Here is a 26,966-nt window from a genome sequence, read left to right on the forward strand (position 1 = left end):
TTGATACAATAAAAGATGAATAAAAGACTATCACGAAAGGTGATAGTCTTTGTCATATGTCGATAAATAAGAGGAAGTTTATGAATACAGTTAGTGTGCTAATTTTAACAAGAAATGAAGAACAGAATATTAAGGATTGTATAGAAAGTTGTCAACCTTTTGCTGATGAAGTGATTGTTATCGATGATGGTAGTGAAGATAAGACAGTATTTATTGCAGAATCGTTAGGAGCAAAAGTGTTGCACCGACCTCTAAATGGTGATTGGGGAGCTCAACAAACTTATGCTGTAGAACAGGCTAATAGTTACTGGATATTTTTTATTGATGCAGATGAACGATGTAGCCCTGAATTATGTAAAGAAATTCTATTAGCCATACAAGGAGAGGATTTTGCATATTGGATAGAACGTCATAATCGATTTCATCATAATGTAGCTACTCACGGAGTATTACGTCCAGATTATGTATGCCGGTTAATGCCCAAAGTAGGGACATATGTAGAAGGATATGTACATCAGGCTGTTATTACACCTTATGAAAGAAAAAATTTAGAATCACCTATGTACCATTATACCTACGATAATTGGAACCAATATTTTAATAAATTCAACAAATATACAACCTTGTCAGCAGAAAAATATAAAAAGGCTAATAAATCTGTCTCCTTTTTGAAAGATATTGTGTTTCGGCCATTCTGGGCATTTATTAAAATGTATCTTTTACAAGGTGGTATTTTAGATGGGAAAATGGGATGGGTCTTGTCTGTGAATCATTACTTTTACACCATGACAAAATATGTGAAGTTGTATTATTTATATAAATCCAATGGTAAGTTGTAATTAAAGTATTATAAGGTTACGGTAAGGAGTTCTCATGCGAGTTGCCATATTAGAAAGTATTATCATGCCAGCTGGTCATGAAGTAGAGTTTGATAGAATTCTTGTGAACGAAATGAAACGGCAAGGACATGAGCCTATGTTTTTTGTGCCAGAAAAATTTCCTTTTAAAGTTGATTATGGAGCACCTGTGCATGAGTTGCAAGGTGGTGAAGTTGTGACGTATGCTGGAGCAACTTGGTACCAAAAACTATGGCGATCATTACAACGTGAGAAACGACGTGTAGCCTGGTTTAATAGTGCTTATGAATTAGCAAAACAAGGTGCTTGTGATGCCATAATCATTCCTACGGCGACATATCGCTATATTAAATCTTTGCTGAGAAGTGAATTAAAAAACTCATCAGTTCCTGTACATATTATATTTCATGGCATCAATCCTAAGGAACAACCTAAGTTTGAAAAACAAGCTAGACGTGTACAGTCGTATAAGAATGTTCATTTGCATGTCATTACCTTGCGAAATGATTTTGCTAATAGTGGTTTAAGTAATGTTCATTTAGTAGCGCCACCTGTGTTTAAACCTGTATTCGATACTACCGAGCCTTTAGAAAATCATGAAGGTCCAATACGCATAGGATTTTTCGGACAATTTCGTAAAGAAAAAAACTTAGAACCATTTATACAAGCCTTTATACATGCAAAATTTGCAGTACCTGTTGAATTGGTAGTTCAAGGCGCTACTGCAAAACCTGAGGATACCGCTTTATTTACTTCACTTATAGAAAAGTACAAACATATGTCCAATATCGTATTCCGTCATGAAAACTTGATTGGAAAAGATTGGGAAGATGCGTTACTATCTGTAGATGCCATTGCAATGCCGTATGCTGCTGAGAGATATAGATACCATTGGGGAGCCATGCTATTTACAGCCATTGGATATAACAAACCAGTATTAGTGTCACCAGAATTAAATCCAGAGGTAATAGAACAATTTCCTATTGGAGGTGTGATACATTCATTGAAAGAATCAGATATTATTAGTGCTATGCAAGAATTAGTAGATTTGTTAAGTACAAAAAAAGCAGAAACTAAAGTTGCCTTGGAAAAGGCTAATGAGGTATATAGTCATGAGGCGCTAATTCGAGAGATTTTGAGAGGGACATAATATGAAAATTTTGTTAGCTAATTTTACAAAAATGGTTGACGATAGTGGTGGACTAGCCAAGGTAACTTGTAAATTTGCCAATGAAATGTACCAACGAGGCCATGAGGTTGTATTAGTGTATAGCGATGAACAATCTGGAGAATTTTACTATCCTATAAATAGAGATATCTTACAATACGACTTGCGGAATATGGATGGAAAAAGAGTGAATTATCCGCTTACAATACGCCTAAAACGTGAATGGTATCGTATGTTTAATAAGCAAAAAGCGAGAACCATTAATAATGAATTTGCTGAAAAATATTTGTTGATACCATTGGGAAGAATCTTAGAAGAGACGCAACCAGATGTTATTGTGAGCTTTCAACCAGCAGCAACAAAATTGTTGGTTATGGATTTAAATATCTCTATACCAGTTGTAACAATGAGTCATGGTGATCCGGAAGATTATTTCCACTTTTATCCAACAGCAGAAATACCAGCTGTAGAGAAATGTGCAATGAACCAAGTTCTTTTACCATCCTTTAAGGAACATCTATTGCATCATTTACCGAATGCCAAGGTGACTGTGATTGGTAATGCGATTCCACAATATAAGGAACAAGTCGATTTAAATAGGACTAAAGAAATCTATCGAATTGGTTTTTTGGCAAGATTATCTAAAAATCATAAGCAACCACACTTGTTGATTGAGGCATTTTGTAAATTAGCAGATGAGTTTCCAAACTGGGAGTTAGTTTTGTGGGGGGCAAAAGAAGGGGAAGCCTTTTTTAAACAAATGGAATTAATAATTTCAGCACATGGTTTACAAGATAGAATTTACTTTGCGGGTTCGACAAATAATGTTGAAGATGCATTAGCAAGCTGTGATATTTTTGCCTTTCCAAGTGCCTATGAAGGATTTGGACTATCATTAGGGGAAGCTATGAGTAAGGGTTTGCCGGCTGTGGGCTTTGCATCCTGTAGCGCCGTTAATGAACTAATTATTGATGGATACAATGGAATACTGTGTGAAGATGGTGTCGATGGATTAGCTCAAGGATTAAAGAAGTTAATGGCTAATCAAGCATTACGTGCAGAATATGGAATGAATGCCAATACAGGTATGAAAGTGTATGCTCCAGATAGAATATGGGATCAGTGGGAACAGTTGTTAAATAACATTAATACAAAATAGGGATTAATAGTATGTATAAAAAAATTGTAATGAGTCGATTTGGTGGTTTAGGGGATATGGTGATGCTTACCCCTATATTGAGAGGAATAAAGACACTTTTGCCGGAAAGTAAGTTAATCGTAGTAGGGGAAGAAAATGCCAGGTCTCTAATGGAGGGGTGTCCGTTTGTTGATGAATATCTAGGATTCGATAAAAGCTATAAAAGTTCTTGGAATATTATAAAAAAAATATGGAGAGCTGATATTGTATATTTGATGGATACGCTGTATCGTATCTCTATAATTTATTGGTTAGCGAGAGTAAAGAAAAGAATTGGTTTTCCTCACAAAAGAAAGTTTTTTTTAACGGATCTTATTTCTGCTAAATCATGGATGAATTATGCCTATGAACCAGTAGTGTATGCGGACTTTGTAAAAGATATACTACAAATTGATATTACACAATTACCAGAATGGGATAGTCTTTTCTATCCAGAGGGAAGTGAATTAGAGAAGAAGAATGTAATTGAATTATTACAACATAGACGTTATAAAGATTTTATTGTTTGTAGTTTAGAAACAGGTGGATATCCTAAAGATTGGCCTATTGAACACTGGTTGGAACTATTTAGAGAATTAGAAAAAATAGAAAAGAGTGTGGTTATTATTGGCGTTCCGTCAAAAAAATATACTGATATAGAATTTCCTGATAATGTTCTTGATTTAAGAGGAAGAACAAATCTCCATGAAACAGGAGAAGTTATACGATTAGCAGATATGGTTGTTAATGGATGTAGTTTTCCTATCCATGTAGCAAATGCTGTTAATACTCCAGTCATTGGTCTATATGGATCAGAGCCTGATTGGCGATGTAGACCACAACGTATATTTGCTAGTATATGTGCTGAAATGGATTGTTCACCGTGTGATTATATGTTTAAAGGACCTGGTTGGTGTGAGAATCCAATATGCATGAAGCAGATCTCTGTAAAAAGAGTTATCACAGAAATTCAAAGATGCTATGATGAAGGAAAACCTTTGGGAGAATATCGATTAATAACTGGAGAAAATGATGGATAATAATTTAATTGAGAAATATGATATTTCTAAAATGGATGCGTATTTAGCAGAAATGGTTTATAGAATCAAGGGTAGCAGAATTTGCCCAGAATATGTCTATAAATTGTCATTAAAAAAATATGGATTTAAAGATAATTTGGGAAGATATTATACAGAAAAATATTCAGGAATTCCTGTTGGCAAATTCACTTGGGGATATAAATATATACGGGATGATATTATCAAGTCTATTGGAGCATATTGTTCTATTGCGATTGACCAATTAGTGGTTCCGAATGGACATAAAACTGATTATGTTACTACGTGGCAGTCGGAATTGGAATATCGGAATGAATTACCTATTAACAAAAGTACAGTCATTGGTAATGATGTTTGGATTGGTGCACGGTGTACAATTTTAAATAACCTTACAATTGGTGATGGAGCTGTTATTGGTGCAGGTAGTGTAATAACAAAAGATGTACCACCATATGCCATTGTAGTAGGTGCTAATAAAATTATTAGATATCGTTTCCCAGAAGAGATAATCCAAAAATTGCTTATCATGAAATGGTGGGAATGGGAAGATGAAAAAATACGTTCCTCTTACAAGTTATTTGAAGATCCTGTTGCTTTTGTAGATGCGTATTATTTAAAGTAGAGTAAAATATGAGAATATTAGAAATATTATCAGGTCCATCATACGATTCGGTCATTGCCTATAAAGATGCGGGGATGTTATTGTATGAATTGAATAAATCTTTTAATTACACAGCTAATTATTGTGGATGTAATAGTAGTGAGTATGAAGTAGAGTGGAATCCTCAATTTTTAAGATCTGTGTGTGTTAATAAAATTTCAGAAAGCTTAGAATTCAGGAAACAGGTATTAGACATAAAAAAATATATAGTAGACCATATAACAGATTATGACGTAATTATATTTTTTAATTATGGAAGTACTGTATATAAATTAGCTAAACTTTGTAAGAAAATTAATCCTAATATCACTGTATATTCTAAGCTAGATATGGGACAAGGTGGATTTTCCCACTTTTCTCCAAAGCGAAACTTCTCGAATTTACGCAGTCGTCTTGAGTTTTTTAAAAGTAGGTATATTGATTTTTTTACTGTAGAAACAAAAGAGTATTATAATACTTTAAAAAATAGCCCAATGTTTAAAGATAGGTTATATTACTTACCAAACGGTGTATCTATATTAGGGATCGATGATGCCACCGTAAATATAGATCAAAAAGAAAATATTGTGATTACTGTTGGTAGACTTGGCATTTATGAGAAGAATACTGAATTATTTTTGAATAGTATATTAGAAATTCCTGATAAAATACGTAGTCAATGGAAATTCTACTTTGTGGGACCACAAACAAAGGAATTTTCACAGTATATCACGAAATTTTTAGAAGAGAATCCAAGGCTTGTATCTAATATAGTTCAATTGGGAAATATAACAGATAGAAATGAATTAGCTGACCTATTAAAACAATCAAAAATAATTTGTATGCCTAGTAGAACAGAAGGGGCGTGTATTGCAACTTTAGAAGGTATGTATTTTGGCTGTGTACCTATTATTAGCCGGTATAGCTCTTTTGTAAGAGATACAACAAATAATGAAACTATTGGTAAGGTAGTGGATGACTATACATCTAATGGTTTTGCAAATGCAATGGTAGAATATATGAATGATGAACATCTTATAAAATCTGAAATAGAAAAAGCGATAAGCTATGCAAGAGATACATTCGATTATAAAACTATTGGTGCTGAATTAAATCGATTGTTGATTTTGTATAAAAACTCGTTAAAATGAATGGGTAAAGCTTAATCTTATATTGAAATTGGATGCTCAATAAAAATTGTTTAAGTTAAGTATCTAATTTTCATTCATAAAGTATGTGATTTTATTATATTTTAACATTATATTATATACTTACAGGAGACATGAATGTTAAACTATACTATAATATCGGACGCTTTAAATAGAGATAGACGAGAGTCTATTAAGGATATATTTAAAGGCATAGGGATTAATGAGATATCGTTTACAGAAGCTATTATGGCAACTAGAATGAGTGATATAGAAGTATATTCACATACTATAGAGAATAGCTTTCTTACGAAAGGTGAAGTAGGCTGTGTATTGAGCCATAAAAAAATATATGAAACATTTTTGAATAGTGAAGAAAAATCTATTATCATTTTTGAAGAGGATGTTCTTTTTACGGAAATGTGTAATATTCATGTACTAGAACAGATTGTAAATGTGATAGATACAATTGAGGCTCCAGTTGTTGTTGCATTACAGAAGGGGGCATATAATAAAAAAGAAAGGTTCAGGATTAATAATGAAATATCTATTTTTTCTAGCTATAAATTTTATAGTACCGTTGGTTATATTATTAACAGGGCGGCTGCAAAAATTATTTTAGAAATTCAGACCCCTATACGCTTTGAAATGGATGCCTTTGAATATTATTGTTGGCTAGGGGATTTACAACTATATTGTTTAAATGAAAATCTGGTTATTCAAAATCCTGAATTTGATTCGGTTATTGGAGATGAACGATTTTTGCCTTCTAAATGGCGTGAAAGAATGGAAAAACGAGATAAAATATATAATGACTTATATAAGCGTCTTTCCATCATGAAAAAATTACAAGTGGGGATTAAACATTTTAGACGAGTGCTTTATGAAAGAGTAAAGCGATATACAAGGTAAATGGGTCATTAAGAATGTAGCGAGGGACTATTGTTAAATAATACAGAAAATGGTATAGGTATGAATAAGATAAACGTGTTATTTATAGTAGCAACAGAAATGCAAATTATTACGGCATTAAACTTAATAAACGCCTATAACTATAAAGCAGATATAATTTGTTTAGAAGATCATTTGCTAAAAGCTAAAAAATATTCTAGAAATTTGACCAGTTTGGGAATATTTGGTTTTGTACGCTTACTCTCGTCGGACAAAGTTGAGGAGATTTTCTTACAAAAATATAATGAGATTTTTGTTACTAATGGTATGTTTTTAATAACATATAAAACAGAAATTTTATCATCAAAAACTAAAGTATCTATATTTGATGAGGGTACTATGACTTATTTAAATTCATTTATAGAATCTTGTAATGATTGTTGTGGTTGTCGAACAGTATATTTATATGAACCAACATTAGCTAACTTTTATGGTGATAATAGGTTTACTATTAAACAAATCCCTAAAATAAAGTCAGATAATTATGTGTTATTGAAGCAATTGAATCAAATATTTAATGTTAGTTATGATGATATGATAGAAATAAAAGATGTAGTTTTACATATATTTTTTTCACAGCCTCTTCGGTATGAGTTATCTAAGAAAGCAAAAATACGTAGACTATTGAAGCTATTCCAGTCTCGTTCTAGTAGGGAATATGCATTAGAAACAGTGGGGATTATGCAAGAAATATTGGTAAATCGCATTAGAAATACAGGTATTTCACTGTATAGAAAGTTTCATCCAAGAGAAAAAGAACGAATATATAAGGGAGATACTTTGCAAATTGACTATCCTTGGGAACTATATTTACTAAACCATCCAGATATGAAGGTAATTCAATATTCTCTTTTTTCTAGTGTGTTAACGTCTAGTTTTTTACTAGGTGATTCGTACGATATAAAAAATTATTATCTATATCCTATCGTTGTAATAGAAATAGAAAAATATGGTAATGTGGACATTAGTACTGAAGAAGTATTAGAATTTTTTGATAAATTGGTAAAACTAGGTAAAGTGATTCCTATTGATTCAATGGAAGAATTAGAACGGGTGTGTCAACATGAAGTTTAATATAGGTCAAATTGAAGTAGGTCGTGGCTGTAGACCTTTGGTGATTCCAGAAATGGGAATTAATCATAATGGTAGTTTAACGGTTGCTAAAGAAATGGTATATGCGGCGTACCAAAGTGGTGCTCGTATTGTAAAGCACCAAACTCATATAGTAGAAGATGAGATGAGTGGTGCGGCTAAGAATGTCATTCCAGGTAATGCTGATATTTCTATATATGATATTATGGAACAAGCTGCATTGAGTGAATCTGATGAATACGAATTGATGAAATATACAGAATCGCTAGGTATGGAATTTATCAGTACTCCTTTTTCACGAGCGGCAGCAGAGCGGTTAGAAAGATTTGGGGTAAAAGCTTATAAAATTGGATCAGGCGAAATGAATAATCTCCCTTTAATTCGACATATTGCACGATTTGGTAAGCCTATGATTGTGTCTACGGGGATGAATGATTTAGAAAGTATCCAACGGACCGTGGCGATTCTAGAAGAAGAAAAGGTACCTTTTGCATTACTACATACGACTAATTTATATCCAACGAAGCCTGAGTGGGTTCGCTTGGGAGCGATGCAGGAGATGATGCAAACCTTTCCACATGTACCTATTGGATTATCGGACCATACAGTTAATAATAATGCCTGTATTGCAGCTATGGCACTGGGAGCAGTCATATTAGAGCGTCATTTCACCGACTCTATGAATCGCAAAGGTCCAGATATTGTATGTTCTATGGATCCAAAGGCTTTACAAGAATTGCTGAGTGCAGCACAGGAAGTGCCAGCCATGCTAGGTGGAAAGAAAGCCCCAATTCAAGAAGAACAAGTGACCATCGATTTTGCCTATGCAACAGTTGTTACCATTGCAGATATTAAAGCAGGTGATGTGTTTACCACTGATAATGTATGGGTAAAACGACCTGGAACGGGACAAATTTTAGCAAAAGATTTTGAACAAATTTTAGGGAAAATAGCGACGGTGGATATTTCAACTGATACGCACCTTACTTGGGATATGATAGAGTAATACTATGAAACGAATTGTTTTTATTACAGGCACAAGAGCTGACTATGGTAAGTTAAAATCTTTAATGTTATCAGTAGAAGCCTCGTTCGATTATGAATTACATGTGTATGTAACGGGGATGCATCTGTTATCTGAATATGGTTCTACCTTTAAAGAAGTTGTGAAAGATGGGTACAACCATATTTATATTGCAAGAGAAAATATGCCAACCTATAATATGTCTGCTGATTTAGGTAAAGGTATTTCTAATTTTACCCGGTACATAGGGGAAGTAAAACCAGATTGTATCGTTGTACATGGTGATCGTGGAGATGCTTTAATGGGTTCAATTGTGGGGGCATTTAATAATATACATGTCGTCCATATAGAAGGCGGTGAGATCACGGGTACGATTGATGAGTCCATACGTCATGCGATTACGAGATTTGCCCATGTACATCTAGTAGCCAATGAACAAGCTAAAGAGATTCTATTAGCCATGGGTGAGGATGAGCAACGAATAAAAATTATCGGATCTCCTGACATTGATATCATTAAACATAAAAAATTAGGTTCCATTGAGGATATAAAGAAAAAGTTGGGGATTTTATATGATTCTTATGCGATTTTATTATTTCATCCAGTTGTGACAGAAGTGAAGAACTTGCAAAGTCAAGTGAAAGAGATTATTCAAGCATGTAAAGTGAGTGACAAACAGTATGTTGTGATTTATCCAAATAATGATACTGGTAGTCAAACTATTCTTGATGCCTATAAAGAATTAGATACTTGTACAGATTTTACTATGTTTAAGTCGATAGGGTTTGAAGATTTTTTAGTCCTATTACAACATACAGAATTTATACTTGGCAATTCTAGTGCGGGTGTACGTGAAGCTCCATATTTTGGAGTGCCAACGATTGATATTGGTAGTCGACAACATGGACGGTATTCTGCAGAAAATACGAGTATTGTTCATGTAGATTGTGAACAAGATATCATTGTATCGGCAATACAATCCTTGCCGGATAGATATAAAGTTTCTCATAGTTGGGGAACGGGTAATAGTTCCGAATTATTTATGGAACTTTTAGAACAACCAGAATTTTGGAGCACATCATTGCAAAAACGTTTAAGTTATTGAGGAATAGTTTGCTATGTATCAGGATAAAAGAATTCTTGCTATCATACCAGCAAGAGGGGGTAGTAAGGGAATTCCCCATAAAAATATTATTAATTTATGTGGTAAGCCGTTGATAGCGCATACCATTGGAGCGGCTAAACAATCTGCGTATATCGATACGGTGTTAGTCAGTACGGATGATGTTGATATACAACGGGTTAGTGAGGACTATGGAGCATCAGTTCCATTTCTTAGAGATGCTAAGATTGCTTCTGATGAGGCAAGAACGATTTCTGTTGTTGTTGATGCTGTAAATAGATTACAAGCAATAGGGCAAAACTTTGATACTGTAGTATTATTGCAGCCAACATCACCATTACGGACTACCGACGAAATTGATGTAGCAATTGATGTATTCTTTCAAAATGAGATGAAAGGAGTAGTCAGCGTGAATGTGGCTAAAGTTTCACCTTTTTTATTGCGTACTATTAAGGGCTCACAATTACAACGTATTATTAGTGAAAATAGTACGATTCGAAGACAGGATATGCCAACCTATTATGAGGTAAATGGGGCTATTTATATCAATGCAATTTCCGATATTACGGAATCGTTGAGCTTTAACGATAATCCAATTCCTTATATCATGAATCGAGAACATTCTGTGGATATCGATACATGGGATGATTTGGATGAAGCGGAGAAACTCTTAAAAGGTGACTTTATATTGTGTGATGAATAGGTATATATAAGTATAAAATTCGTTTTATAGGGTAAGCAGTGGTGAAATACTGCTACAATATAAAGGGGCTGTAACAAAAATGTAAAAAAGTACATTTTGTTACAGCCCTATTTAGTATAGGATCTAATTAGTTAGCCTTTTGGTGGATATGAATCGTGGCCATGGCTATCTTTTTGAGCTATTTTGCCGTCTTTATTATGAATAACTAATTCGCTTTTTTGATTGCGACTAATTTGACGAGCATAATCAACTGCATCTTTTTTTATATTAAAATGCTTAGTTACTCTTGTATTACCTTCGCCTCTAACATTCCACCCGTTATTTTTAGAGGGTACTACATGTTGATTTTTTCCCATAGTGTATTCTCCTTTCTTATATATTATACAACAATTAATATGATAGTTTCTACTAGCAGGAAATTGTTGAATAGGTTATTAGATTTGACAAATGGATTTAATAGATACACGATTTTATTTCGAGCAACATAAATACTATTTTTTACTAAATAGCATTCTACATAATGTTTCCACCAAATCTCGTATGGTGGAGGATATTTTGTTGCACATATTTTAAAGTCTAATTGCATATTATGGCTAAGAAACACTTTGTGACTATGTAACAGAAATGGTCTCCAACCATTTTGTGTAACTGTAGTATTATTAATACAACCCAATAAATTATATAGTTTCTACCGGAGCAATACTATGTATTGCCCTGGTTTTTTTGTAATTTGTTAAGAAGGAATATAAAGCCTATTTTATGTAATGAATTCACATTAAAATGAAGATAAAAAGATTAATCATGTAATTGTATATCTGTATAGTGAAAGTGAAGATATTACACCATTATGATATAAAGCTCTATGCAGAATCAATGTTTAGCAGGCTATAAAGAAAAGATGAATTGTTTTTAAACTTGCACCAACCCCAATAGTCTTGTAAAATAGAGGTATAACAACTTATGTAGTATAAGAAATTTTAGGAGGAATTGATTATGGCAGTGAAGATTGGTATTAATGGCTTTGGTCGTATTGGTAAATGCGTCATGCGCGCGGCTCTTAACAACCCAGATGTGGAAGTAGTAGCCATTAATGATACTGGTGATATTGAAGGTTCCGCTTTACTGTTTAAACATGACTCAATTCATGGCAACTTAAGCTGTGACGTGTCTGTAGAAGGCGAATATTTAGTAGTAGACGGCAAAAAAACACGTGTATTCTGTGACCGTGATCCAGCAAAATTAGACTGGTCCTCCGAAGGGGTAGAAGTGGTTATCGAATGTACGGGTGTGTTCCGTTCTCGTGAAAAAGCAGCAGCTCATTTAGGGGGCACTGTTAAAAAAGTAATCATTTCCGCACCAGGTAAAGATGAAGATAAAACAATCGTTATGGGTGTCAATGAAAGTGAATATGATCCAGCTACACATCATGTAGTATCTAATGCAAGTTGTACTACAAACTGTTTAGCTCCATTTGCAAAAGTATTGCATCAAGAATTTGGTATCAAACGTGGTATGATGACAACAGTGCACTCTTACACAAATGACCAACGTGTATTGGATGCACCACATAAAGACTTACGTCGTGCTCGTGCAGCAGCGATGTCTATTATTCCTACTACAACAGGTGCAGCAAAAGCAGTGGCATTAGTATTACCTGAATTAAAAGGTAAATTAAATGGCTTTGCTCTTCGTGTACCTACTCCAAATGTGTCTGTAACAGACTTAGTAGTAGAACTTGAAAAAGAAGCAACTAAAGAAAGCATCAATGCAGCATTCCGCAAAGCAGCTGAAGGTGAGTTAAAAGGTATTCTTGGCGTATCTGATTTGCCATTAGTATCCAAAGACTTCAATGGTGATGCTCGTAGTTCTATCGTAGATGCAGACTTGACAATGGTGATGGAAGGCAATATGGCAAAAGTAGTAGCTTGGTATGACAATGAGTGGGGCTATTCCTCTCGTATTGTTGACTTAGCTGTGTACATGAGCAAACGAGGCTTATAATCTGCCGGGGACTACGAGGGTAGTCCCTTTTTGGCATGTTTATTGTATATACATAGGAGACAGTATGAAACTTTCACTAGCAAATATGAATGTAGCAAATAAAATTGTATTTGTACGAGTTGATTTTAATGTACCTTTGAAAGACGGTGTTATCACTGATGACACTCGTATTCGTGCCACATTACCTACCTTGCGTCATTTGATTGACCAAGGTGCGAAGGTAGTGATTGCCTCTCATTTAGGTCGCCCTAAAGGAGAGCGTAAACCAGAGTTTACCTTAGCTCCTTGTGCCAAACGATTGAGTGAATTATTAGAACAACCAGTTCGTTTTGTAGAAGATTGCATTGGTGATATCCCTGCACAAGCTGTAAGTGAAATGAAGTCCGGTGATGTGGTGGTATTAGAAAATCTTCGGTTCTATAAAGAAGAAGAAAAAAATGATCCTATTTTTGCCAAAGCCTTAGCGGATTTAGCAGAAGTGGGCGTGAATGATGCCTTCGGCGTATCTCATCGTGCCCACGCCTCTGTGGAAGGGATTACGAAATACTTACCAATGGGAGCTGGTTTCTTATTAGAAAAAGAAATTCGCTATGTCGGTGGTGCTGTAGAGCATCCTGAACACCCATTTGCAGCTATCATAGGTGGCGCCAAAGTAAGCGACAAAATTGAAGTCATTTCTAACTTATTACCAAAAGTAGAAGTATTGATCATCGGCGGTGGTATGGCAAATACTTTCGTAGCGGCTCAAGGTCATAATGTGGGTACTTCCTTAGTGGAAGCTGACAAATTTGAACTAGCTCGTGAATTAATTGCTCGTGCAAAAGAAACTAACACTAACCTATTATTGCCAGTAGACTTCGTTGTAGCCGATGCTTTCAGTGAAACTGCTAATCACAAGGTGGTAGATGCAACGGCTATTGAAGAGGGTTGGATGGCCTTAGACATTGGTCCGAAGAGCCGTGAGCTATTCGCAGAGGCTTTAGCACCGATGAAAATGATCGTTTGGAATGGTCCTATGGGCGTATTTGAAATGGAAGTATTCGCAGGTGGTACCAATGCGGTAGCGAAAGCGGTGGCAGAGGCGAATGCAACTACAATTGTAGGCGGCGGCGATTCTGTAGCGGCTATTGAAAAAAGTGGATTAAGTCACAAAATTTCTCATATTTCCACTGGTGGCGGCGCCTCCTTAGAGTACTTAGAAGGCAAAGTATTACCAGGTATTGCAGCCTTACAAGAGGCATAGGAGGTTATCATGCGACAACCGATCATTGCTGGGAACTGGAAAATGCATATGACGAATACGGAAGCCACAGTATTCGTAGAACAATTGAAAACATTAGTGGCAGATGCTAGTTGTGAAGTGGTGGTATGCCCTCCGTTTACAGCCATTAGCACTGTAGCTGATTTAGCGGAAGACACCAAGGTTCGTGTAGGGGCGCAAAATGTGTTCCACGAAGAATCTGGTGCCTATACAGGGGAAGTATCTCCTTCGATGTTGACGGACTTAGGCGTGTCCTACGTAATTGTGGGGCACTCTGAACGACGTTCTATCTTTAAAGAAGCAGATCGTTGTGTGAATAAGCGTGTACGCATTGTTTTACAACATGGCATGAGCCCTATCCTTTGTGTAGGTGAAAGCTTAAACCAACGTGAAAGTGGGGAAACGGTGGCATTCATTCATTCCCAATTAGAAATGGGATTGCATGGAGTGCCTGCAGAAGAAATGACAGAAGTGGTGATTGCCTACGAACCGATTTGGGCCATTGGCACAGGTCGTACAGCCACAGCGGAACAAGCTGGGGAAGTATGCCAAAGCATTCGTGAGAAAATTGCCGCTATGTATACGCCGGACATTGCAGAACAAGTACGCATTCTATATGGTGGCAGTGTAAAACCGGAGAATGCGAAAGATATTTTAGCCCAAGCCCATGTAGATGGTGCTTTGGTGGGCGGTGCTTCCTTGGAAGCAGAGACTTTTACGGGAATTATTAATGCCTGTTAACATAGGTTTGAGGTAGCGTATGGCAAAATTAAAAGGACCAGTGATGCTAACAATCCTTGATGGATTCGGTATTGGGGATGGTCAAGACCCAACCAATGCGGTGGTACAAGCGAACCCCCGAACATTTTTAGAATTATGGGATAAGTGCCCTCACACTCTATTGGATGCATCTGGTATGGCCGTAGGCTTGCCAGATGGACAGATGGGAAACTCTGAAGTGGGGCATTTGAATATTGGTGCCGGACGTATTGTGTACCAAGAATTGACGCGCATCACGAAAGAGGCAGAGGAAGGAACCTTATTCACTCGTCCTACCTTGGTGAAAGCCTATGAAGAAGGGGCTAAACAAGCCTTGCATCTAGTGGGCTTGTTGTCGGATGGCGGTGTCCACTCGCATATTGATCACTTGAAGGCAATACTTCGTGGCGCTAAAGAGGCCGGTGTAGGAAAAGTCTATATCCATGCCTTCTTGGATGGTCGTGATGTACCTCCACAAAGTGCGTTGGCCTATATTGATGATATTGCTCACTATTGCAAAGAATTGGGCTTAGGATCGATTGCGACAATAGGTGGTCGTTATTATGGTATGGACCGTGATCAACGATGGGAACGAGTGCAACTGGCGTATAATGCCATGGTATGTGGTAGTGGCACAGAAGTAGGTTGTGCTCATGAAGCGGTAGAACACAGTTATGCTGATGAAACGACAGATGAATTTGTCATTCCATCTGTGGTGGAAGGGTATACAGGTATGCAGGATGGAGATGCGATCTTGTTCTTTAACTTCCGTCCTGATCGGGCTCGTCAATTAGTGCGTGCTGTGGTAGATCCTGATTTCAGTGGATTTGAACGAAAACATGTATTGCAAGGTTCCTATGTGGCGAGTTTGACTCGGTATGAAGCGGACTTACCAGTGCCTGTGGTGTATGATAAAGAACTGCTAACAGATACCCTAGGAGAAGTGCTAGCTAAGGGTGGCTATCGTCAACTGCGCATTGCGGAAACAGAGAAATATGCTCATGTGACATATTTCTTCAATGGTGGTAAGGAAGATGTATTCCCTGGGGAAGATCGAATCTTAGTGCCATCTCCTAAGGTGGCTACCTATGATTTGCAACCAGAGATGAGTGCTCCAGAGGTAACAGAAAAGGTAGTATCCGCCATTCGCAGTGGCGAGTATGATATGATTATTTTGAACTATGCGAACCCAGATATGGTAGGCCATACGGGTGATTTTGAAGCAGCAAAACGAGCTATTTTAGCAGTAGATGCGGGGCTTTCAGAGATTGTGAAAGCCATTCAAGATAGGAATGGTCAATTATTAATTACAGCGGACCATGGAAATTCTGAGGTCATGGTGGACCATACCACAGAAATTCCGCACACGGCGCATACGACGAATCCGGTACCACTCATTTTAGTGGGAGCCCCAGAGGGTGTCACCTTGCGACCAGGTCGGCTATGTGATTTAGCACCAACTATTCTGGCTTTAGGCGGTATTAAGCAGCCTGAAGCTATGAGTGGTGAAAGTTTGTTAGTACAATAAGGAGAAGTAACAATGGCAGTAATTACTGATGTATACGCAAGAGAGATTATGGATTCTCGTGGCAATCCAACAGTAGAAGTAGAAGTATATTTAGAAGACGGTACGATTGGTCGTGTAGCGGTTCCATCTGGAGCGTCCACTGGTCAATTTGAAGCGGTGGAATTGCGCGATAGCGGGTCTCCTCGTTACTTAGGTAAAGGTGTATTACAAGCGGTAGCAAACGTAAATGACATCATTGGACCTGCTATTTTAGGGTTTGATGCATCTGAGCAAGTGGCTATCGATGGAGTGATGATCGAGTTAGATGGTACGCCAAATAAAGCAAAATTAGGGGCCAATGCAATTTTAGGTGTATCCATGGCAGTAGCTCGTGCAGCGGCTGAATCCTATGATTTACCATTATTCCAATACCTTGGTGGCACGAATGCAAAAGAATTGCCAGTACCAATGATGAATATTTTAAATGGTGGAGCTCATGCAGATAATAACGTGGATATCCAAGAGTTCATGATTATGCCAATTGGTGCATCTAGCTTTATGGAAGCATTGCGTTATTGTGCAGAAGTATACCATACATTGAAAGGTGTATTGAAAGCAAAAGGCTTGGCCACAGGTGTAGGTGATGAAGGGGGCTTTGCTCCGAACTTAGGTTCCAATGAAGAAGCATTACAAGTGATTACAGAAGCTATTGAAAAAGCAGGTCTTGTAGTGGGTAAAGATATTGTATTTGCTATTGATGCAGCATCTTCTGAGTTCTACAAAGATGGCAAGTATCACTTAGCTGGTGAAGGCAAAGTAAAAACAGCTGCTGAGATGGTAGAATACTATGCAGAACTTTGTGAAAAATATCCAATTTACTCCATCGAAGATGGCTTGGCAGAAGAAGATTGGGAAGGCTGGAAACTATTGACGGAGCGCCTTGGCAAAACTGTTCAATTAGTAGGTGACGATTTATTCGTAACGAACACAGAACGCTTGTCTCGTGGTATCAAAGAAGATACAGCGAATGCAATCTTGATCAAAGTGAACCAAATCGGTACGTTGACAGAAACATTTGATGCTATTGAAATGGCAAAACGTGCAGGCTATACAGCTGTAATTTCTCACCGTTCTGGTGAAACAGAAGATTCCACAATTGCTGATATCGCTGTAGCAGTAAACGCTGGACAAATCAAAACTGGTGCTCCAGCTCGTTCCGAACGCGTAGCGAAATACAACCAATTACTTCGTATTGAAGATATGTTGGCAGAAACGGCTCAATACCGTGGTAGCGATGTGTTTTATAACATCAAACGATAAGAATATGTGAAAATAAAAAAGGACCCTGCGGGGTCCTTTTTGTATAAAACCTATATGTATTTTCCGTATACTGCGGGAAGTTCCTGCAAGAATAAACTATAATTAGGAGCCTGACGTTGGTTTAATACGGCAAGAATAGTAATCGTATGATGAATTTCGTTGATACTATAATAAATATCATATTTCTCGAAAGAATAAATATGATATACATTTTTAGTGGGCTTAGATACATTTAGAATACGATATCGATGCGGTAGATATGATAAACTCTCTATAGCTTTATGTATTTTATGCGAAGTGTACTTAGCTGTTTCTACGGAGAAAGATTCAGCTATATAGCAATAGATATTTAATAAATTGTATTCTGCAAATGATGAAAGTCGTATATCATAGGTTTCCATAATTATTCTCCCAATAAAGTAGCGAAAAATTCTTTAGCAGAACGTCCATGACCGTTGTTTGTTTCTTCGACTCCACGAGATAAAATATCTTCTAATTCTGAAGGGCTAAAGTCAGATGTACTAAGAGGTGGTGTATTTAACTTTAGATCAAAAGGTAGTCCTTTATGTAGGATAATTTGTCGATAAAATAAATCAATAGCGACAGCGCGACTTAGTCCAAGGTCTTCTAAAATAGATTCAGCATGTTGTTTTATATTTTCATTAATTCGGACATTAACACTAGCAGATTTCATGTTGGGCTCCTTTCTGTGTACTATATTAATTAAATTATAAACCGTTGTATTGCAATATGCAATATAAAATAATACATGAAATATAAATTGACTAGGTAGTAGGTTGTGATATAATATAGTTAAGAAAAGGAGAGCCATCAACGTGCGTTCGGCGTTAGGCTCATCTGAGGAATGAAAAAAGATGATACCTAACGTGTTGAGGAGTGGTAGTCCTCATGCGTTAGGTATTTTCATTGTCTATTTACATAGATCAATGATAGCACTCGCTTTGTTTTATACAAAGCGTTTATTTTTTGCATAAAATCCGTGAAAGACGATATATATAATCTATGATATAATAGAAAAGATTAATGCTGAATGCATTCTATAGAATTTTAAGTAAAGGTGAAAGGATTAGGAAAGGAGGAGTAGGGTGTACAACAATTTTGAAGTGATTGGGGCATTTGCATTGTATTTAGGCCTCATGATGTACATCGGGGTATATTATTACCGCAAGTCTAATAGCTTAGACGACTATATTTTAGGAGGTCGCCAGCTAGGCCCCTGGATCACGTCCATGAGTGCGGAAGCCTCTGACATGAGCGGATGGATGTTGATGGGTTTACCTGGATTTGCCTACTCAACAGGGATATCGGCGTTATGGATTGCCATTGGTTTGGCCTTAGGAACGTGGCTGAACTGGGTGTTCGTATCGAAACGATTACGCAACTACACAGAGGTAGCGAATAATAGTTTAACTATACCGGATTATTTGAAAAACCGTTTTCATGATACATCAAGAATTGTGCCGGTAGTGTCTGCTATCTTCATCGTTATTTTCTTTTTAATTTACACATCTTCTGGATTCGTGGCAGGTGGTAAATTATTTAATACTATCTTCGGCTTAGATTACATGACATCCCTCTTTATTACAGCGGGGGTAGTTATTTTCTATACCTTCTTAGGTGGTTTCCTAGCTGTAAGTTGGACAGACTGTATCCAAGGGATGATGATGTTCTTTGCCATCTTGCTAGTACCTGTAACGGCAGCCATGTATTTAGGGGGTCCTGTAGAAACAGCAAACTTAATTGCTACGGAGTTCCCAGCAGGATTGTCCATTTGGGGACCGGAACAAGATACGTTCACTTTAGTGGTGGGTATCATTTCTAGCCTAGGATGGGGGCTTGGTTACTTTGGTCAACCTCATATCTTAGTGCGTTTCATGGCGATTTCCGACGCGAAAGAATTGAAAAAAGCTACGAATATTGCCATGATTTGGGTGGTTATTTCCTTGTTGGCTGCAGTGGCAGTAGGTCTTGTTGGTAAAGTATATTTAACAACACCTCTAGTAGATGCTGATGCAGAAACAGTATTCCTTGTGATGAGCGAGCATTTATTTAACCCATTTGTGGCAGGCTTAATTTGGTCTGCTGTATTGGCAGCTATCATGAGTACAGCCTCTGCACAATTATTGGTAACAGCCTCTTCTGTGTCACAAGACTTGTATCGCAATGTGTTTGCTCGTGATGCAGGGGACCGTGAATTGGTTATGGTCAGCCGTGCAACGGTGTTGATCGTATCTGCTATTGCCATCGTGATGGCGGTGAATCCACAAAGCTACATCTTGACGATGGTTGCCTATGCATGGGCTGGGTTCGGCGCTGCATTCGGCCCTGCTATCTTAATCTCTTTGATTTGGAAACGTATGACTCTGAAAGGTTGTATCGCAGGCATCTTAGTGGGTGGTATCACCGTTCTTGTATGGAAACAATTTGGTTGGTTTGGCTTGTATGAAATTGTACCAGGCTTCATCTTGTCTACGATTGCTATCTTTGTAGTTAGCTTATTAGACCATGAGCCAAGTAAAGAAATCCAAGCGGAGTTCGATGCATCAGAACAAATGCATATTTTATAATTACATATACATAGTAAACGAAATGTTGGGGCTACTCCGTTGAGAGTGGTGCCAACATTTTTTTGTAAACGTATTGGACTATGTATCAATACGTATTGTATAAAGAGCGTAATGGCATGGTAATAGTAATTTAGGTAGATAGGTTTACGCCGTGGGCCATTACATCAAGTGAAGAGTATAATAGCGTCGTAACAGTAGTGTAAGTGAGTGCGGTAACAGTATGTTTATCCTAACTATCTGATGGTGATGATGGTAGAATAAAGAAATATGTAAACGAAATATCTATGAATCGGAAGTACTCCTATATAAGGTAAATAATTAGTATGGAATGGCATTTAGTAGAAGTGGACTATCATGGCAAATGACTGAGGGAAAGAAAGGATAGTTCTAGTTCAAACAGTTTATACTAACCCATAAAAATGGTATAATAAATAGATACGATTCGATGAATATACTGTTAGAGAGGAGGAAAGACATATGGATGCTAGAGCCCTACGAGCATTGCAACATTTTTATGGATATTCCAGTTTTCGCCCCGCTCAAGAGGTACCTGTTGCAGCTTTGTTAGAGAACCAAGATGTGCTAGGGATTATGCCTACTGGGGCCGGTAAATCGATTTGCTTTCAAATTCCTGCGATGCTAAAGGCGGGCATTACCATTGTATTTTCTCCATTGATTTCCTTGATGCAAGATCAGGTGGATACCTTGAAAGAGCAAGGTATGCCAGCGGCGTATATGAATAGCACCCTCAGTCGAGAAGAGCAGAATAAAATTTTGTACTATTTACGGGAAGGGCGCATTAAATTATTATACTTGGCGCCAGAAAAATTAGCATCTGAAGGGTTTTGTGAGTTTCTAAGAGGACTACCGATTAGCCAAGTCATCATTGATGAAGCCCATTGTGTTTCACAATGGGGGCATGATTTTAGGCCTTCTTTCACGGCCATAGGACCTTTTATTAAGAGCTTGCCCCATAGACCTGTGGTAGGGGCTTTCACAGCCAGTGCTACGGAAGAAGTAGAACGTGATATAAAACAACTCTTAGGATTGGAGAATGCTCGTGTGCATATTACAGGATTTGATCGTCCTAACTTGGCGTTTTCTGTGATCCACGAAAGTAAGCGTATGGAATATGTACGAGATTATGTGCTACACAACCCAAATGATGTGGGGATTGTCTATTGTGCCACTAGGGCGAATGTGGAAAAGGTATATCGTGAGCTTTTACGGTACGGTGTGAAAGTAGGTTACTACCATGGTGGTTTATCTGATGAAGAGCGTAAGTACCAACAGAATCGTTACGCCTTTGATGAAGTACAAGTTATGGTAGCTACTAATGCATTTGGGATGGGTATCGATAAAAGTAATGTGCGCTATGTAATCCATTACCAAATGCCACGAAATATGGAAAGTTATTACCAAGAGGCAGGCCGTGCTGGACGAGATGGAGCACCGGCAGATTGTATTTTGCTCTACAATGGGCAAGATGTGGCAGTACATCAATATATTCTAAGTCAAAGTGACTTGCCACCAGAACGACAACGGATTGAGCGGAATATGCTACAAGCCATGATCGATTATTGTCATACACCTATGTGCCTACGTAAATTTATGTTGTCTTATTTTGGTGAACAAGTGCCTTGGGATCAATGTCATCATTGTAGTACTTGTGATGAACCACGAGTGGCAGTGGATGTAACAGCCGAGGCGAGCGCAGTATTGCATACGATTTGGAATACAGAAGAACGATATGGTGTGACCATGATTGCGGATATCCTATGTGGGAATCGGACGGAGCGTATTGAGAAGTTTCGCTTACACCGATTATCCGTATTTGGCAAATTAAATCGTTGGGCAGATAAAGATGTAAAAGGCTTTATTAAGCGCTTAATGGCGATGGGGTATGTGACGTCTTCGGGAGGGCAATATCCTATTTTATCCGTTACGGAACAAGGTCATGAAGTATTAGCGGGACGGGTCACTGTGAAAGATGTGCTTATTGAGGTAGGGGAACATCGTCCTATGCAGGGCCGTTCTAAATCAAATGCTTCAGGGCTAGCAAAAGCCACTAAGAATAACTCCTTATTTGAGGCTCTGCGTGTGCACCGTTTGGAACTTTCAAAAATAGAAGGGGTAAAACCGTTCATGATTTTTTCAGATGCTACCTTATTGGATATGGTAGCAAAAGAACCATTGACCTTAGGAGATATGGCGAATGTGAAAGGCGTAGGAGATATGAAGCTGCGCAAATATGGCAATGAATTTTTGAAGGTTATTGCCGATTTTAAGGGCAACATATAGCGATAGAGGGACAACTTGATATTTATCTAAATGTAGATATACAAATACATTTAGACACAGATATTGATACAAATACAGATATATATACAGATATACAAAATATATGCTGATACCATTTAGCGTAGTTTCGTATACAAGGAGGCATAGATGAGTTTAGCAGATACGCAATATTTACAGATTATAGAGAATATATTAGATCATGGGTATTATGCCAACAATCGTACAGGCATTGCGACCTATAAATTACCGCATCAAGTGATGCAATTCAATTTAGCAGAAGAATTTCCTATTTTAACCACGAAATTTGTGGCTTTCAAAACGGCCATTAAAGAATTGCTTTGGATTTGGCAATTGCAATCTAATGATGTACGTCAGTTGCAGGCCATGAATGTAAAAGTTTGGGATGAATGGATGCGTGAAGATGGTACGATTGGTAAGGCTTATGGATACCAAATTGCCAAATATAAACAGTTAGATAATTTATTGGATATGCTACAAAAGGACCCTCAAAGCCGTCGTATGATTGTGACCTTGTGGAATATTGAGGACTTGCCAGATATGGCGTTGCAACCATGTGCCTATGAAACATTATGGGATGTCACCGATGGTCGTTTAAATTGTATGCTTATCCAGCGCAGTGGGGATATGGGATTAGGAGTGCCTTTTAATACAGCACAGTATGCAGCGTTGGTTCATATGATTGCCCAAGTATCTGGATTGCAGGCAGGACAATTCACGCATGTCATCAATAATGCTCATATTTATGAGAACCATGTAGAAGCTTTACGTACTCAATTAGAACGTAAACATGAAGCCTTAGAGGCTCCGGTGTTACGATTAAACCCAGAGATCAAAAATTTCTATGATTTTACGCCAGAAGATATAACTCTAGAAGGCTATGAGCATTTAGGGAAACTATCTATGACAGTAGCTGTATAAGGAGTTATCTATGTTAGCAATGATTGTAGCAGTGGCTGAGAATGGCGTTATAGGCAAGGATAATCAACTGATTTGGCGCATTCCAGAAGATTTAGCATATTTTAAACAGCGCACTACTGGGCATGTCATCATCATGGGACGGAAGACATTGGAGTCTTTGCCGTTTTTGTTACCTAATCGTGAACATTGGGTCATTACATCACAATTGGATTACATACCACCCTATGAAGGAGTGAAAGTATTCCATAGTCCAGAGGAAGCGGCACAAGCGGCGCAAGACCTAGAGTTAGCGTATTGCATTGGTGGCGCCCAGGTGTATGCAAGCATGGCACCTTATGCAGATCGTTTGTATGTGACGGAGTTACACCGAGCTTTCACAGGGGATGTGACATTTACTGAGCATACCAAGCCAGAATGGATGGAGATAGAGCGTATACCCGGCGCAGGGCAAGAGGACTTGTCCTATGATTTTGTAACCTATGAAAGGCGGAAATAGAATGGAAATACATGTAGTGATAGCCCAAGAGTTAGGGGTAAAGCCACATCAAGTAGAAGCAGCCATTACTTTATTAGATGAGGGCAATACAGTACCATTTATTGCACGGTATCGAAAAGAAGTGACTGGTGAGTTAAAAGATGAACAATTGCGTGACATCGAAGAGCGGATGAAATATTTACGCAATTTGTTACAACGTAAAGAAGAAGTAACAAAATCTATCGAAGAACAGGGAAAATTGACGGAAGAATTGTCCCTAGCCATTACGAAGGCTATGAAATTACAGGAGTTAGAGGACTTGTATTTGCCGTTCCGTCCGAAAAAACGAACTCGTGCGTCTATGGCCAGAGACCGTGGTTTGGAACCGTTGGCACAGGAATTGTTTACAACGGCTACAGAAGAAGAGTTACGCCAAATGGGAGCAGAGTACCTTAATGAAGAAGTGCCTACTGTGGAAGATGCCTTACAAGGGGCGATGGATATTGTAGCAGAAGAAGCGAGTGAACGAGCAGATATTCGCCAATATTTGCGTAAAGCCATGTGGGAAACTGGTCATATGAAAACGGAGCTAGTAGGCGAAGAAGAAGTAAACCAAGGATTCTTACAGTACAATGAAGAATACAAAGAACCTATTCGCCAAGTCCCATCCCATCGTGTATTAGCGATGAATCGTGGGGAAAGCTTGGGAGCTTTAAAAGTTAGCTTTGTGGTACCGGATGAAACGTTTATCCAATATATGGTAGATACTGTACAAGGTACTGTAAGGGTAGAGCATTCGTATATTGCTGAGGCTATTGCTGATGGATATAAACGATTATTATATCCCTCGTTAGAGCGTGAAACACGAAATGCAATGACAGAGCAAGCAGAAGAGCAGGCCATCAAAGTATTTGGTACGAACTTGCGTAATTTATTGCTCCAAGCACCTTTATCTGGACATGTTATTATGGGCTTAGACCCAGGATATCGTACAGGTTGTAAAATGGCCATCATTGACAGGGAAGGTAATGTCCTAGATTATGGGGCTTACTATCTTACGATGAGTGATAAACAAGCAGAGCGTGCCAAACAAGAATTGGCTAAGAAAATCCGTCAATATGGTGTTACTTTGATTTCTATCGGCAATGGTACTGCTTCTTATGAAACAGAGCAATTTACATCTGCCATGATTGCTGAAGAAGGCTTAGATTGTCATTATATTATCACTAATGAAGCAGGTGCCTCCGTATACTCCGCTTCTAAGTTGGCCATTGAAGAACTGCCAGATTTAGATGTATCGATTCGTGGCGCTGTGTCGATTGCACGCCGTGTACAAGACCCATTGGCGGAATCTGTGAAGATTGATCCAAAATCAATTGGTGTCGGTCAATACCAACATGATGTGAATCAAAAACAATTGGGCGCCACCTTAGATCAAGTGGTAGAAACTGTAGTTAACCATGTAGGGGTAGAGCTCAATACAGCGTCTCCAGCGATATTGAAGCATGTGTCTGGTATTTCTAGCACCGTGGCGAATAATATTATTGCTTACCGCAAGGAACATGGTGCTTTTACTAGTCGTAAGCAATTATTGAAAGTAGCACGTTTAGGTCCTGCGGCCTTTACACAATGTGCCGGTTTCTTGCGCATCGGTAAAGGGGAGAACCCTTTAGATGCGACGCCAGTTCATCCAGAGTCTTATGAGATTGCCCAAGGAGTGCTAACACAGTTGGGGATGTCCTTAGACGATTTACGTAATAAAGCGACACTGGAAACGGCCAAAGCGAAACTGCAAACGGTGAATGTGGAAGAGTTGGCGAAACAGCTAGATGCAGGTGTACCGACGGTGCGAGATATTGTAGAAGCCTTGCAAAAACCAGGTCGTGACCCACGGGAAGATTTACCAGCACCGATGACTCGGAAACAAATTATGAGTTTGGAAGATATTCAAGTCGGTACCGTGGTAAAAGGAACCGTCCATAATGTGGTGGACTTTGGTGCCTTTGTAGACTTTGGTGTGAAAATCAATGGACTGCTGCATAAAAGCGAGTTTTGTGCCTATCATGAACATCCATCTGATGTATTAGCAGTAGGAGATATTATCGAAGTAGAGATTATTTCTGTCGATGCAAAACGGAACCGCATTGGTTTATCCATGAAACGAGAAAAACCAAAAGATCCAAACCGTCAAGGTCATAGACGCAATGGCGATGGAAATCCCCGTCGAGATACACCACGTAAGGATGGTCAACAACCAAAAGGCGAAAGACAACAGGGTCGAAACTCTAACAACGCTAAGGATGTAAGAAGTGGCTCAGGTAATCCTAAGCGAGATAGAAACAAAAACAATCGTGGAAAAGGGCAAGAAAAAGAACAGGACTTAGGTGCTTTATTACAACAATGGGCTGACCGTGGAGGACGTAAACGATGATCTATATCATAAGTATCTTGACCTTCCTATTGGATCAAGTAGCAAAATGGTATGTACGTAGCCACTTTCGGTTAGGTGAATCTGTGCCAGTTGTACCTGATATTTTTCATTGGACCTATATTGTGAATCATGGAGCAGCCTTTGGTATGTTGATGCACCAACGATGGATATTGTTGTTGGTAGTGGTGCTTTTGTTAGGCGCTATGTACGTAGGTCGTAAGAAATTAGCTATGGCACCGTTATATGCACGAATTGGGACAGGCACGCTCTTGGGTGGTGCTTTGGGCAATGCCTGGGATCGTTTGTACTTAGGTGGTGTAGTGGATTTCTTTGATTTCCGAGTGTGGCCTATCTTTAATATTGCGGATATTGGTATTTGCATTGGTGTACCTTTGTTGATTCTATATTTTTGGTCCTATGAAAGCCAGAAACAGTGAGGTAAA

25 protein-coding genes are annotated in these 26,966 nt (G+C 38.1%); 22 read left to right on the forward strand and 3 right to left on the reverse strand.

Going from position 1 to position 26,966, the window contains the following annotated elements; all coding sequences use genetic code 11:
- Positions 1 to 80 precede the first annotated feature (80 nt).
- The 11 genes from EO112_RS04185 to EO112_RS04235 all read left to right on the forward strand — a co-directional run bounded on the left by EO112_RS04185 (position 81) and on the right by EO112_RS04235 (position 10,941).
- A complete protein-coding gene (locus tag EO112_RS04185) occupies positions 81 to 839 on the forward strand; it encodes a glycosyltransferase family 2 protein (RefSeq protein WP_127163063.1) in 759 nt (252 codons plus the stop codon).
- Positions 840 to 873: 34 nt separating this feature from the next.
- Positions 874 to 2,007 carry a glycosyltransferase gene (locus EO112_RS04190; RefSeq protein ID WP_127163065.1) on the forward strand — a complete coding sequence of 378 codons (1,134 nt, stop codon included), beginning with the start codon at positions 874 to 876 and terminating at the stop codon, positions 2,005 to 2,007.
- Between the two features lies 1 nt (position 2,008).
- Positions 2,009 to 3,184: a glycosyltransferase gene (locus EO112_RS04195; RefSeq protein ID WP_127163067.1), complete on the forward strand. Its 1,176-nt coding sequence runs from the start codon at positions 2,009 to 2,011 to the stop codon at positions 3,182 to 3,184.
- An 11-nt stretch (positions 3,185 to 3,195) separates the two neighbouring features.
- A complete protein-coding gene (locus tag EO112_RS04200; RefSeq protein WP_127163069.1) occupies positions 3,196 to 4,242 on the forward strand; it encodes a glycosyltransferase family 9 protein in 1,047 nt (348 codons plus the stop codon).
- On the forward strand, positions 4,235 to 4,882 hold the full coding sequence (locus EO112_RS08410; RefSeq protein ID WP_127163071.1) for a CatB-related O-acetyltransferase: 648 nt from the start codon (positions 4,235 to 4,237) through the stop codon (positions 4,880 to 4,882). The genes EO112_RS04200 and EO112_RS08410 overlap by 8 nt, the downstream gene beginning before the upstream one ends.
- Positions 4,883 to 4,890: 8 nt before the next feature.
- The gene (locus EO112_RS04210) at positions 4,891 to 6,051 is read left to right on the forward strand and encodes a glycosyltransferase family 4 protein (RefSeq protein ID WP_127163073.1); all 1,161 of its coding nucleotides are present in this window, start codon (positions 4,891 to 4,893) and stop codon (positions 6,049 to 6,051) included.
- 135 nt (positions 6,052 to 6,186) lie between these two features.
- Positions 6,187 to 6,960: a glycosyltransferase family 25 protein gene (locus EO112_RS04215; protein WP_127163075.1), complete on the forward strand. Its 774-nt coding sequence runs from the start codon at positions 6,187 to 6,189 to the stop codon at positions 6,958 to 6,960.
- A 30-nt stretch (positions 6,961 to 6,990) separates the two neighbouring features.
- A complete protein-coding gene (locus EO112_RS04220) occupies positions 6,991 to 8,073 on the forward strand; it encodes a hypothetical protein (RefSeq protein ID WP_127163077.1) in 1,083 nt (360 codons plus the stop codon).
- On the forward strand, positions 8,063 to 9,097 hold the full coding sequence (locus EO112_RS04225) for an N-acetylneuraminate synthase family protein (protein ID WP_127163079.1): 1,035 nt from the start codon (positions 8,063 to 8,065) through the stop codon (positions 9,095 to 9,097). The genes EO112_RS04220 and EO112_RS04225 overlap by 11 nt, the downstream gene beginning before the upstream one ends.
- A gap of 4 nt (positions 9,098 to 9,101) precedes the next feature.
- Positions 9,102 to 10,220, forward strand: a complete 1,119-nt coding sequence (gene neuC, locus EO112_RS04230) for a UDP-N-acetylglucosamine 2-epimerase (RefSeq protein WP_127163081.1) — start codon at positions 9,102 to 9,104, stop codon at positions 10,218 to 10,220.
- 13 nt (positions 10,221 to 10,233) lie between these two features.
- On the forward strand, positions 10,234 to 10,941 hold the full coding sequence (locus EO112_RS04235; RefSeq protein WP_127163083.1) for a cytidylyltransferase domain-containing protein: 708 nt from the start codon (positions 10,234 to 10,236) through the stop codon (positions 10,939 to 10,941).
- A 131-nt stretch (positions 10,942 to 11,072) separates the two neighbouring features.
- On the opposite strand, the gene EO112_RS04240 is transcribed toward EO112_RS04235, so the two are convergent.
- On the reverse strand, positions 11,073 to 11,297 hold the full coding sequence (locus tag EO112_RS04240) for a DUF2188 domain-containing protein (protein ID WP_127163085.1): 225 nt from the start codon (positions 11,295 to 11,297) through the stop codon (positions 11,073 to 11,075).
- 637 nt (positions 11,298 to 11,934) lie between these two features.
- Here EO112_RS04240 and gap point away from each other — a divergent pair.
- The 5 genes from gap (at position 11,935) to eno (ending at position 17,789) form a co-directional block, all read left to right on the forward strand.
- The gene (gene gap / locus EO112_RS04245; RefSeq protein WP_062402066.1) at positions 11,935 to 12,942 is read left to right on the forward strand and encodes a type I glyceraldehyde-3-phosphate dehydrogenase; all 1,008 of its coding nucleotides are present in this window, start codon (positions 11,935 to 11,937) and stop codon (positions 12,940 to 12,942) included.
- A 64-nt stretch (positions 12,943 to 13,006) separates the two neighbouring features.
- Positions 13,007 to 14,185, forward strand: a complete 1,179-nt coding sequence (gene pgk / locus EO112_RS04250; protein WP_127163088.1) for a phosphoglycerate kinase — start codon at positions 13,007 to 13,009, stop codon at positions 14,183 to 14,185.
- 6 nt (positions 14,186 to 14,191) lie between these two features.
- Complete coding sequence (gene tpiA / locus EO112_RS04255; RefSeq protein WP_231723409.1) at positions 14,192 to 14,944, forward strand: triose-phosphate isomerase; 753 nt, start codon at positions 14,192 to 14,194, stop codon at positions 14,942 to 14,944.
- A gap of 19 nt (positions 14,945 to 14,963) precedes the next feature.
- Positions 14,964 to 16,490: a 2,3-bisphosphoglycerate-independent phosphoglycerate mutase gene (gene gpmI / locus EO112_RS04260; protein WP_127163090.1), complete on the forward strand. Its 1,527-nt coding sequence runs from the start codon at positions 14,964 to 14,966 to the stop codon at positions 16,488 to 16,490.
- A gap of 12 nt (positions 16,491 to 16,502) precedes the next feature.
- A complete protein-coding gene (eno, locus tag EO112_RS04265) occupies positions 16,503 to 17,789 on the forward strand; it encodes a phosphopyruvate hydratase (protein ID WP_127163092.1) in 1,287 nt (428 codons plus the stop codon).
- Positions 17,790 to 17,839: 50 nt separating this feature from the next.
- Here the strand turns inward: eno and EO112_RS04270 are convergent, their stop codons facing one another.
- Complete coding sequence (locus EO112_RS04270; protein ID WP_127163094.1) at positions 17,840 to 18,190, reverse strand: type II toxin-antitoxin system RelE/ParE family toxin; 351 nt, start codon at positions 18,188 to 18,190, stop codon at positions 17,840 to 17,842.
- A gap of 2 nt (positions 18,191 to 18,192) precedes the next feature.
- Positions 18,193 to 18,483 carry a type II toxin-antitoxin system RelB/DinJ family antitoxin gene (locus EO112_RS04275; protein WP_127135937.1) on the reverse strand — a complete coding sequence of 97 codons (291 nt, stop codon included), beginning with the start codon at positions 18,481 to 18,483 and terminating at the stop codon, positions 18,193 to 18,195.
- 463 nt (positions 18,484 to 18,946) lie between these two features.
- Between EO112_RS04275 and putP the strand changes: the two genes are divergently transcribed.
- From putP to lspA, 6 genes are all read left to right on the forward strand, one after another.
- On the forward strand, positions 18,947 to 20,377 hold the full coding sequence (gene putP / locus EO112_RS04280) for a sodium/proline symporter PutP (protein WP_240629345.1): 1,431 nt from the start codon (positions 18,947 to 18,949) through the stop codon (positions 20,375 to 20,377).
- A gap of 477 nt (positions 20,378 to 20,854) precedes the next feature.
- Positions 20,855 to 22,678 carry a DNA helicase RecQ gene (gene recQ / locus EO112_RS04285; protein WP_127163098.1) on the forward strand — a complete coding sequence of 608 codons (1,824 nt, stop codon included), beginning with the start codon at positions 20,855 to 20,857 and terminating at the stop codon, positions 22,676 to 22,678.
- Between the two features lie 147 nt (positions 22,679 to 22,825).
- Positions 22,826 to 23,617: a thymidylate synthase gene (locus EO112_RS04290; protein WP_126940681.1), complete on the forward strand. Its 792-nt coding sequence runs from the start codon at positions 22,826 to 22,828 to the stop codon at positions 23,615 to 23,617.
- Between the two features lie 10 nt (positions 23,618 to 23,627).
- On the forward strand, positions 23,628 to 24,113 hold the full coding sequence (locus EO112_RS04295; RefSeq protein ID WP_127160556.1) for a dihydrofolate reductase: 486 nt from the start codon (positions 23,628 to 23,630) through the stop codon (positions 24,111 to 24,113).
- A 1-nt stretch (position 24,114) separates the two neighbouring features.
- Positions 24,115 to 26,523, forward strand: a complete 2,409-nt coding sequence (locus EO112_RS04300) for a Tex family protein (RefSeq protein WP_127163100.1) — start codon at positions 24,115 to 24,117, stop codon at positions 26,521 to 26,523.
- Entirely contained in the window at positions 26,520 to 26,960 is a 441-nt protein-coding gene (lspA, locus tag EO112_RS04305; protein ID WP_127163102.1) for a signal peptidase II, read from the forward strand. The genes EO112_RS04300 and lspA overlap by 4 nt, the downstream gene beginning before the upstream one ends.
- Positions 26,961 to 26,966: the final 6 nt, after the last annotated feature.

The organism is Veillonella sp. VA141 (assembly GCF_003992175.1).
Taxonomy (GTDB): domain Bacteria; phylum Bacillota; class Negativicutes; order Veillonellales; family Veillonellaceae; genus F0422.

What these genes read in the sequence shown, in the direction of transcription:
- EO112_RS04185 (WP_127163063.1), top strand. Translation starts at nt 81, where the DNA reads ATGAATACAGTTAGTGTGCTAATTTTAACAAGAAATGAAGAACAGAAT.
- EO112_RS04190 (WP_127163065.1), top strand. Translation starts at nt 874, where the DNA reads ATGCGAGTTGCCATATTAGAAAGTATTATCATGCCAGCTGGTCATGAA.
- EO112_RS04195 (WP_127163067.1), top strand. Translation starts at nt 2,009, where the DNA reads ATGAAAATTTTGTTAGCTAATTTTACAAAAATGGTTGACGATAGTGGT.
- EO112_RS04200 (WP_127163069.1), top strand. Translation starts at nt 3,196, where the DNA reads ATGTATAAAAAAATTGTAATGAGTCGATTTGGTGGTTTAGGGGATATG.
- EO112_RS08410 (WP_127163071.1), top strand. Translation starts at nt 4,235, where the DNA reads ATGGATAATAATTTAATTGAGAAATATGATATTTCTAAAATGGATGCG.
- EO112_RS04210 (WP_127163073.1), top strand. Translation starts at nt 4,891, where the DNA reads ATGAGAATATTAGAAATATTATCAGGTCCATCATACGATTCGGTCATT.
- EO112_RS04215 (WP_127163075.1), top strand. Translation starts at nt 6,187, where the DNA reads ATGTTAAACTATACTATAATATCGGACGCTTTAAATAGAGATAGACGA.
- EO112_RS04225 (WP_127163079.1), top strand. Translation starts at nt 8,063, where the DNA reads ATGAAGTTTAATATAGGTCAAATTGAAGTAGGTCGTGGCTGTAGACCT.
- neuC (WP_127163081.1), top strand. Translation starts at nt 9,102, where the DNA reads ATGAAACGAATTGTTTTTATTACAGGCACAAGAGCTGACTATGGTAAG.
- EO112_RS04235 (WP_127163083.1), top strand. Translation starts at nt 10,234, where the DNA reads ATGTATCAGGATAAAAGAATTCTTGCTATCATACCAGCAAGAGGGGGT.
- EO112_RS04240 (WP_127163085.1), bottom strand. Translation starts at nt 11,297, where the DNA reads ATGGGAAAAAATCAACATGTAGTACCCTCTAAAAATAACGGGTGGAAT.
- gap (WP_062402066.1), top strand. Translation starts at nt 11,935, where the DNA reads ATGGCAGTGAAGATTGGTATTAATGGCTTTGGTCGTATTGGTAAATGC.
- pgk (WP_127163088.1), top strand. Translation starts at nt 13,007, where the DNA reads ATGAAACTTTCACTAGCAAATATGAATGTAGCAAATAAAATTGTATTT.
- gpmI (WP_127163090.1), top strand. Translation starts at nt 14,964, where the DNA reads ATGGCAAAATTAAAAGGACCAGTGATGCTAACAATCCTTGATGGATTC.
- eno (WP_127163092.1), top strand. Translation starts at nt 16,503, where the DNA reads ATGGCAGTAATTACTGATGTATACGCAAGAGAGATTATGGATTCTCGT.
- EO112_RS04270 (WP_127163094.1), bottom strand. Translation starts at nt 18,190, where the DNA reads ATGGAAACCTATGATATACGACTTTCATCATTTGCAGAATACAATTTA.
- EO112_RS04275 (WP_127135937.1), bottom strand. Translation starts at nt 18,483, where the DNA reads ATGAAATCTGCTAGTGTTAATGTCCGAATTAATGAAAATATAAAACAA.
- putP (WP_240629345.1), top strand. Translation starts at nt 18,947, where the DNA reads ATGATGTACATCGGGGTATATTATTACCGCAAGTCTAATAGCTTAGAC.
- recQ (WP_127163098.1), top strand. Translation starts at nt 20,855, where the DNA reads ATGGATGCTAGAGCCCTACGAGCATTGCAACATTTTTATGGATATTCC.
- EO112_RS04290 (WP_126940681.1), top strand. Translation starts at nt 22,826, where the DNA reads ATGAGTTTAGCAGATACGCAATATTTACAGATTATAGAGAATATATTA.
- EO112_RS04295 (WP_127160556.1), top strand. Translation starts at nt 23,628, where the DNA reads ATGTTAGCAATGATTGTAGCAGTGGCTGAGAATGGCGTTATAGGCAAG.
- EO112_RS04300 (WP_127163100.1), top strand. Translation starts at nt 24,115, where the DNA reads ATGGAAATACATGTAGTGATAGCCCAAGAGTTAGGGGTAAAGCCACAT.
- lspA (WP_127163102.1), top strand. Translation starts at nt 26,520, where the DNA reads ATGATCTATATCATAAGTATCTTGACCTTCCTATTGGATCAAGTAGCA.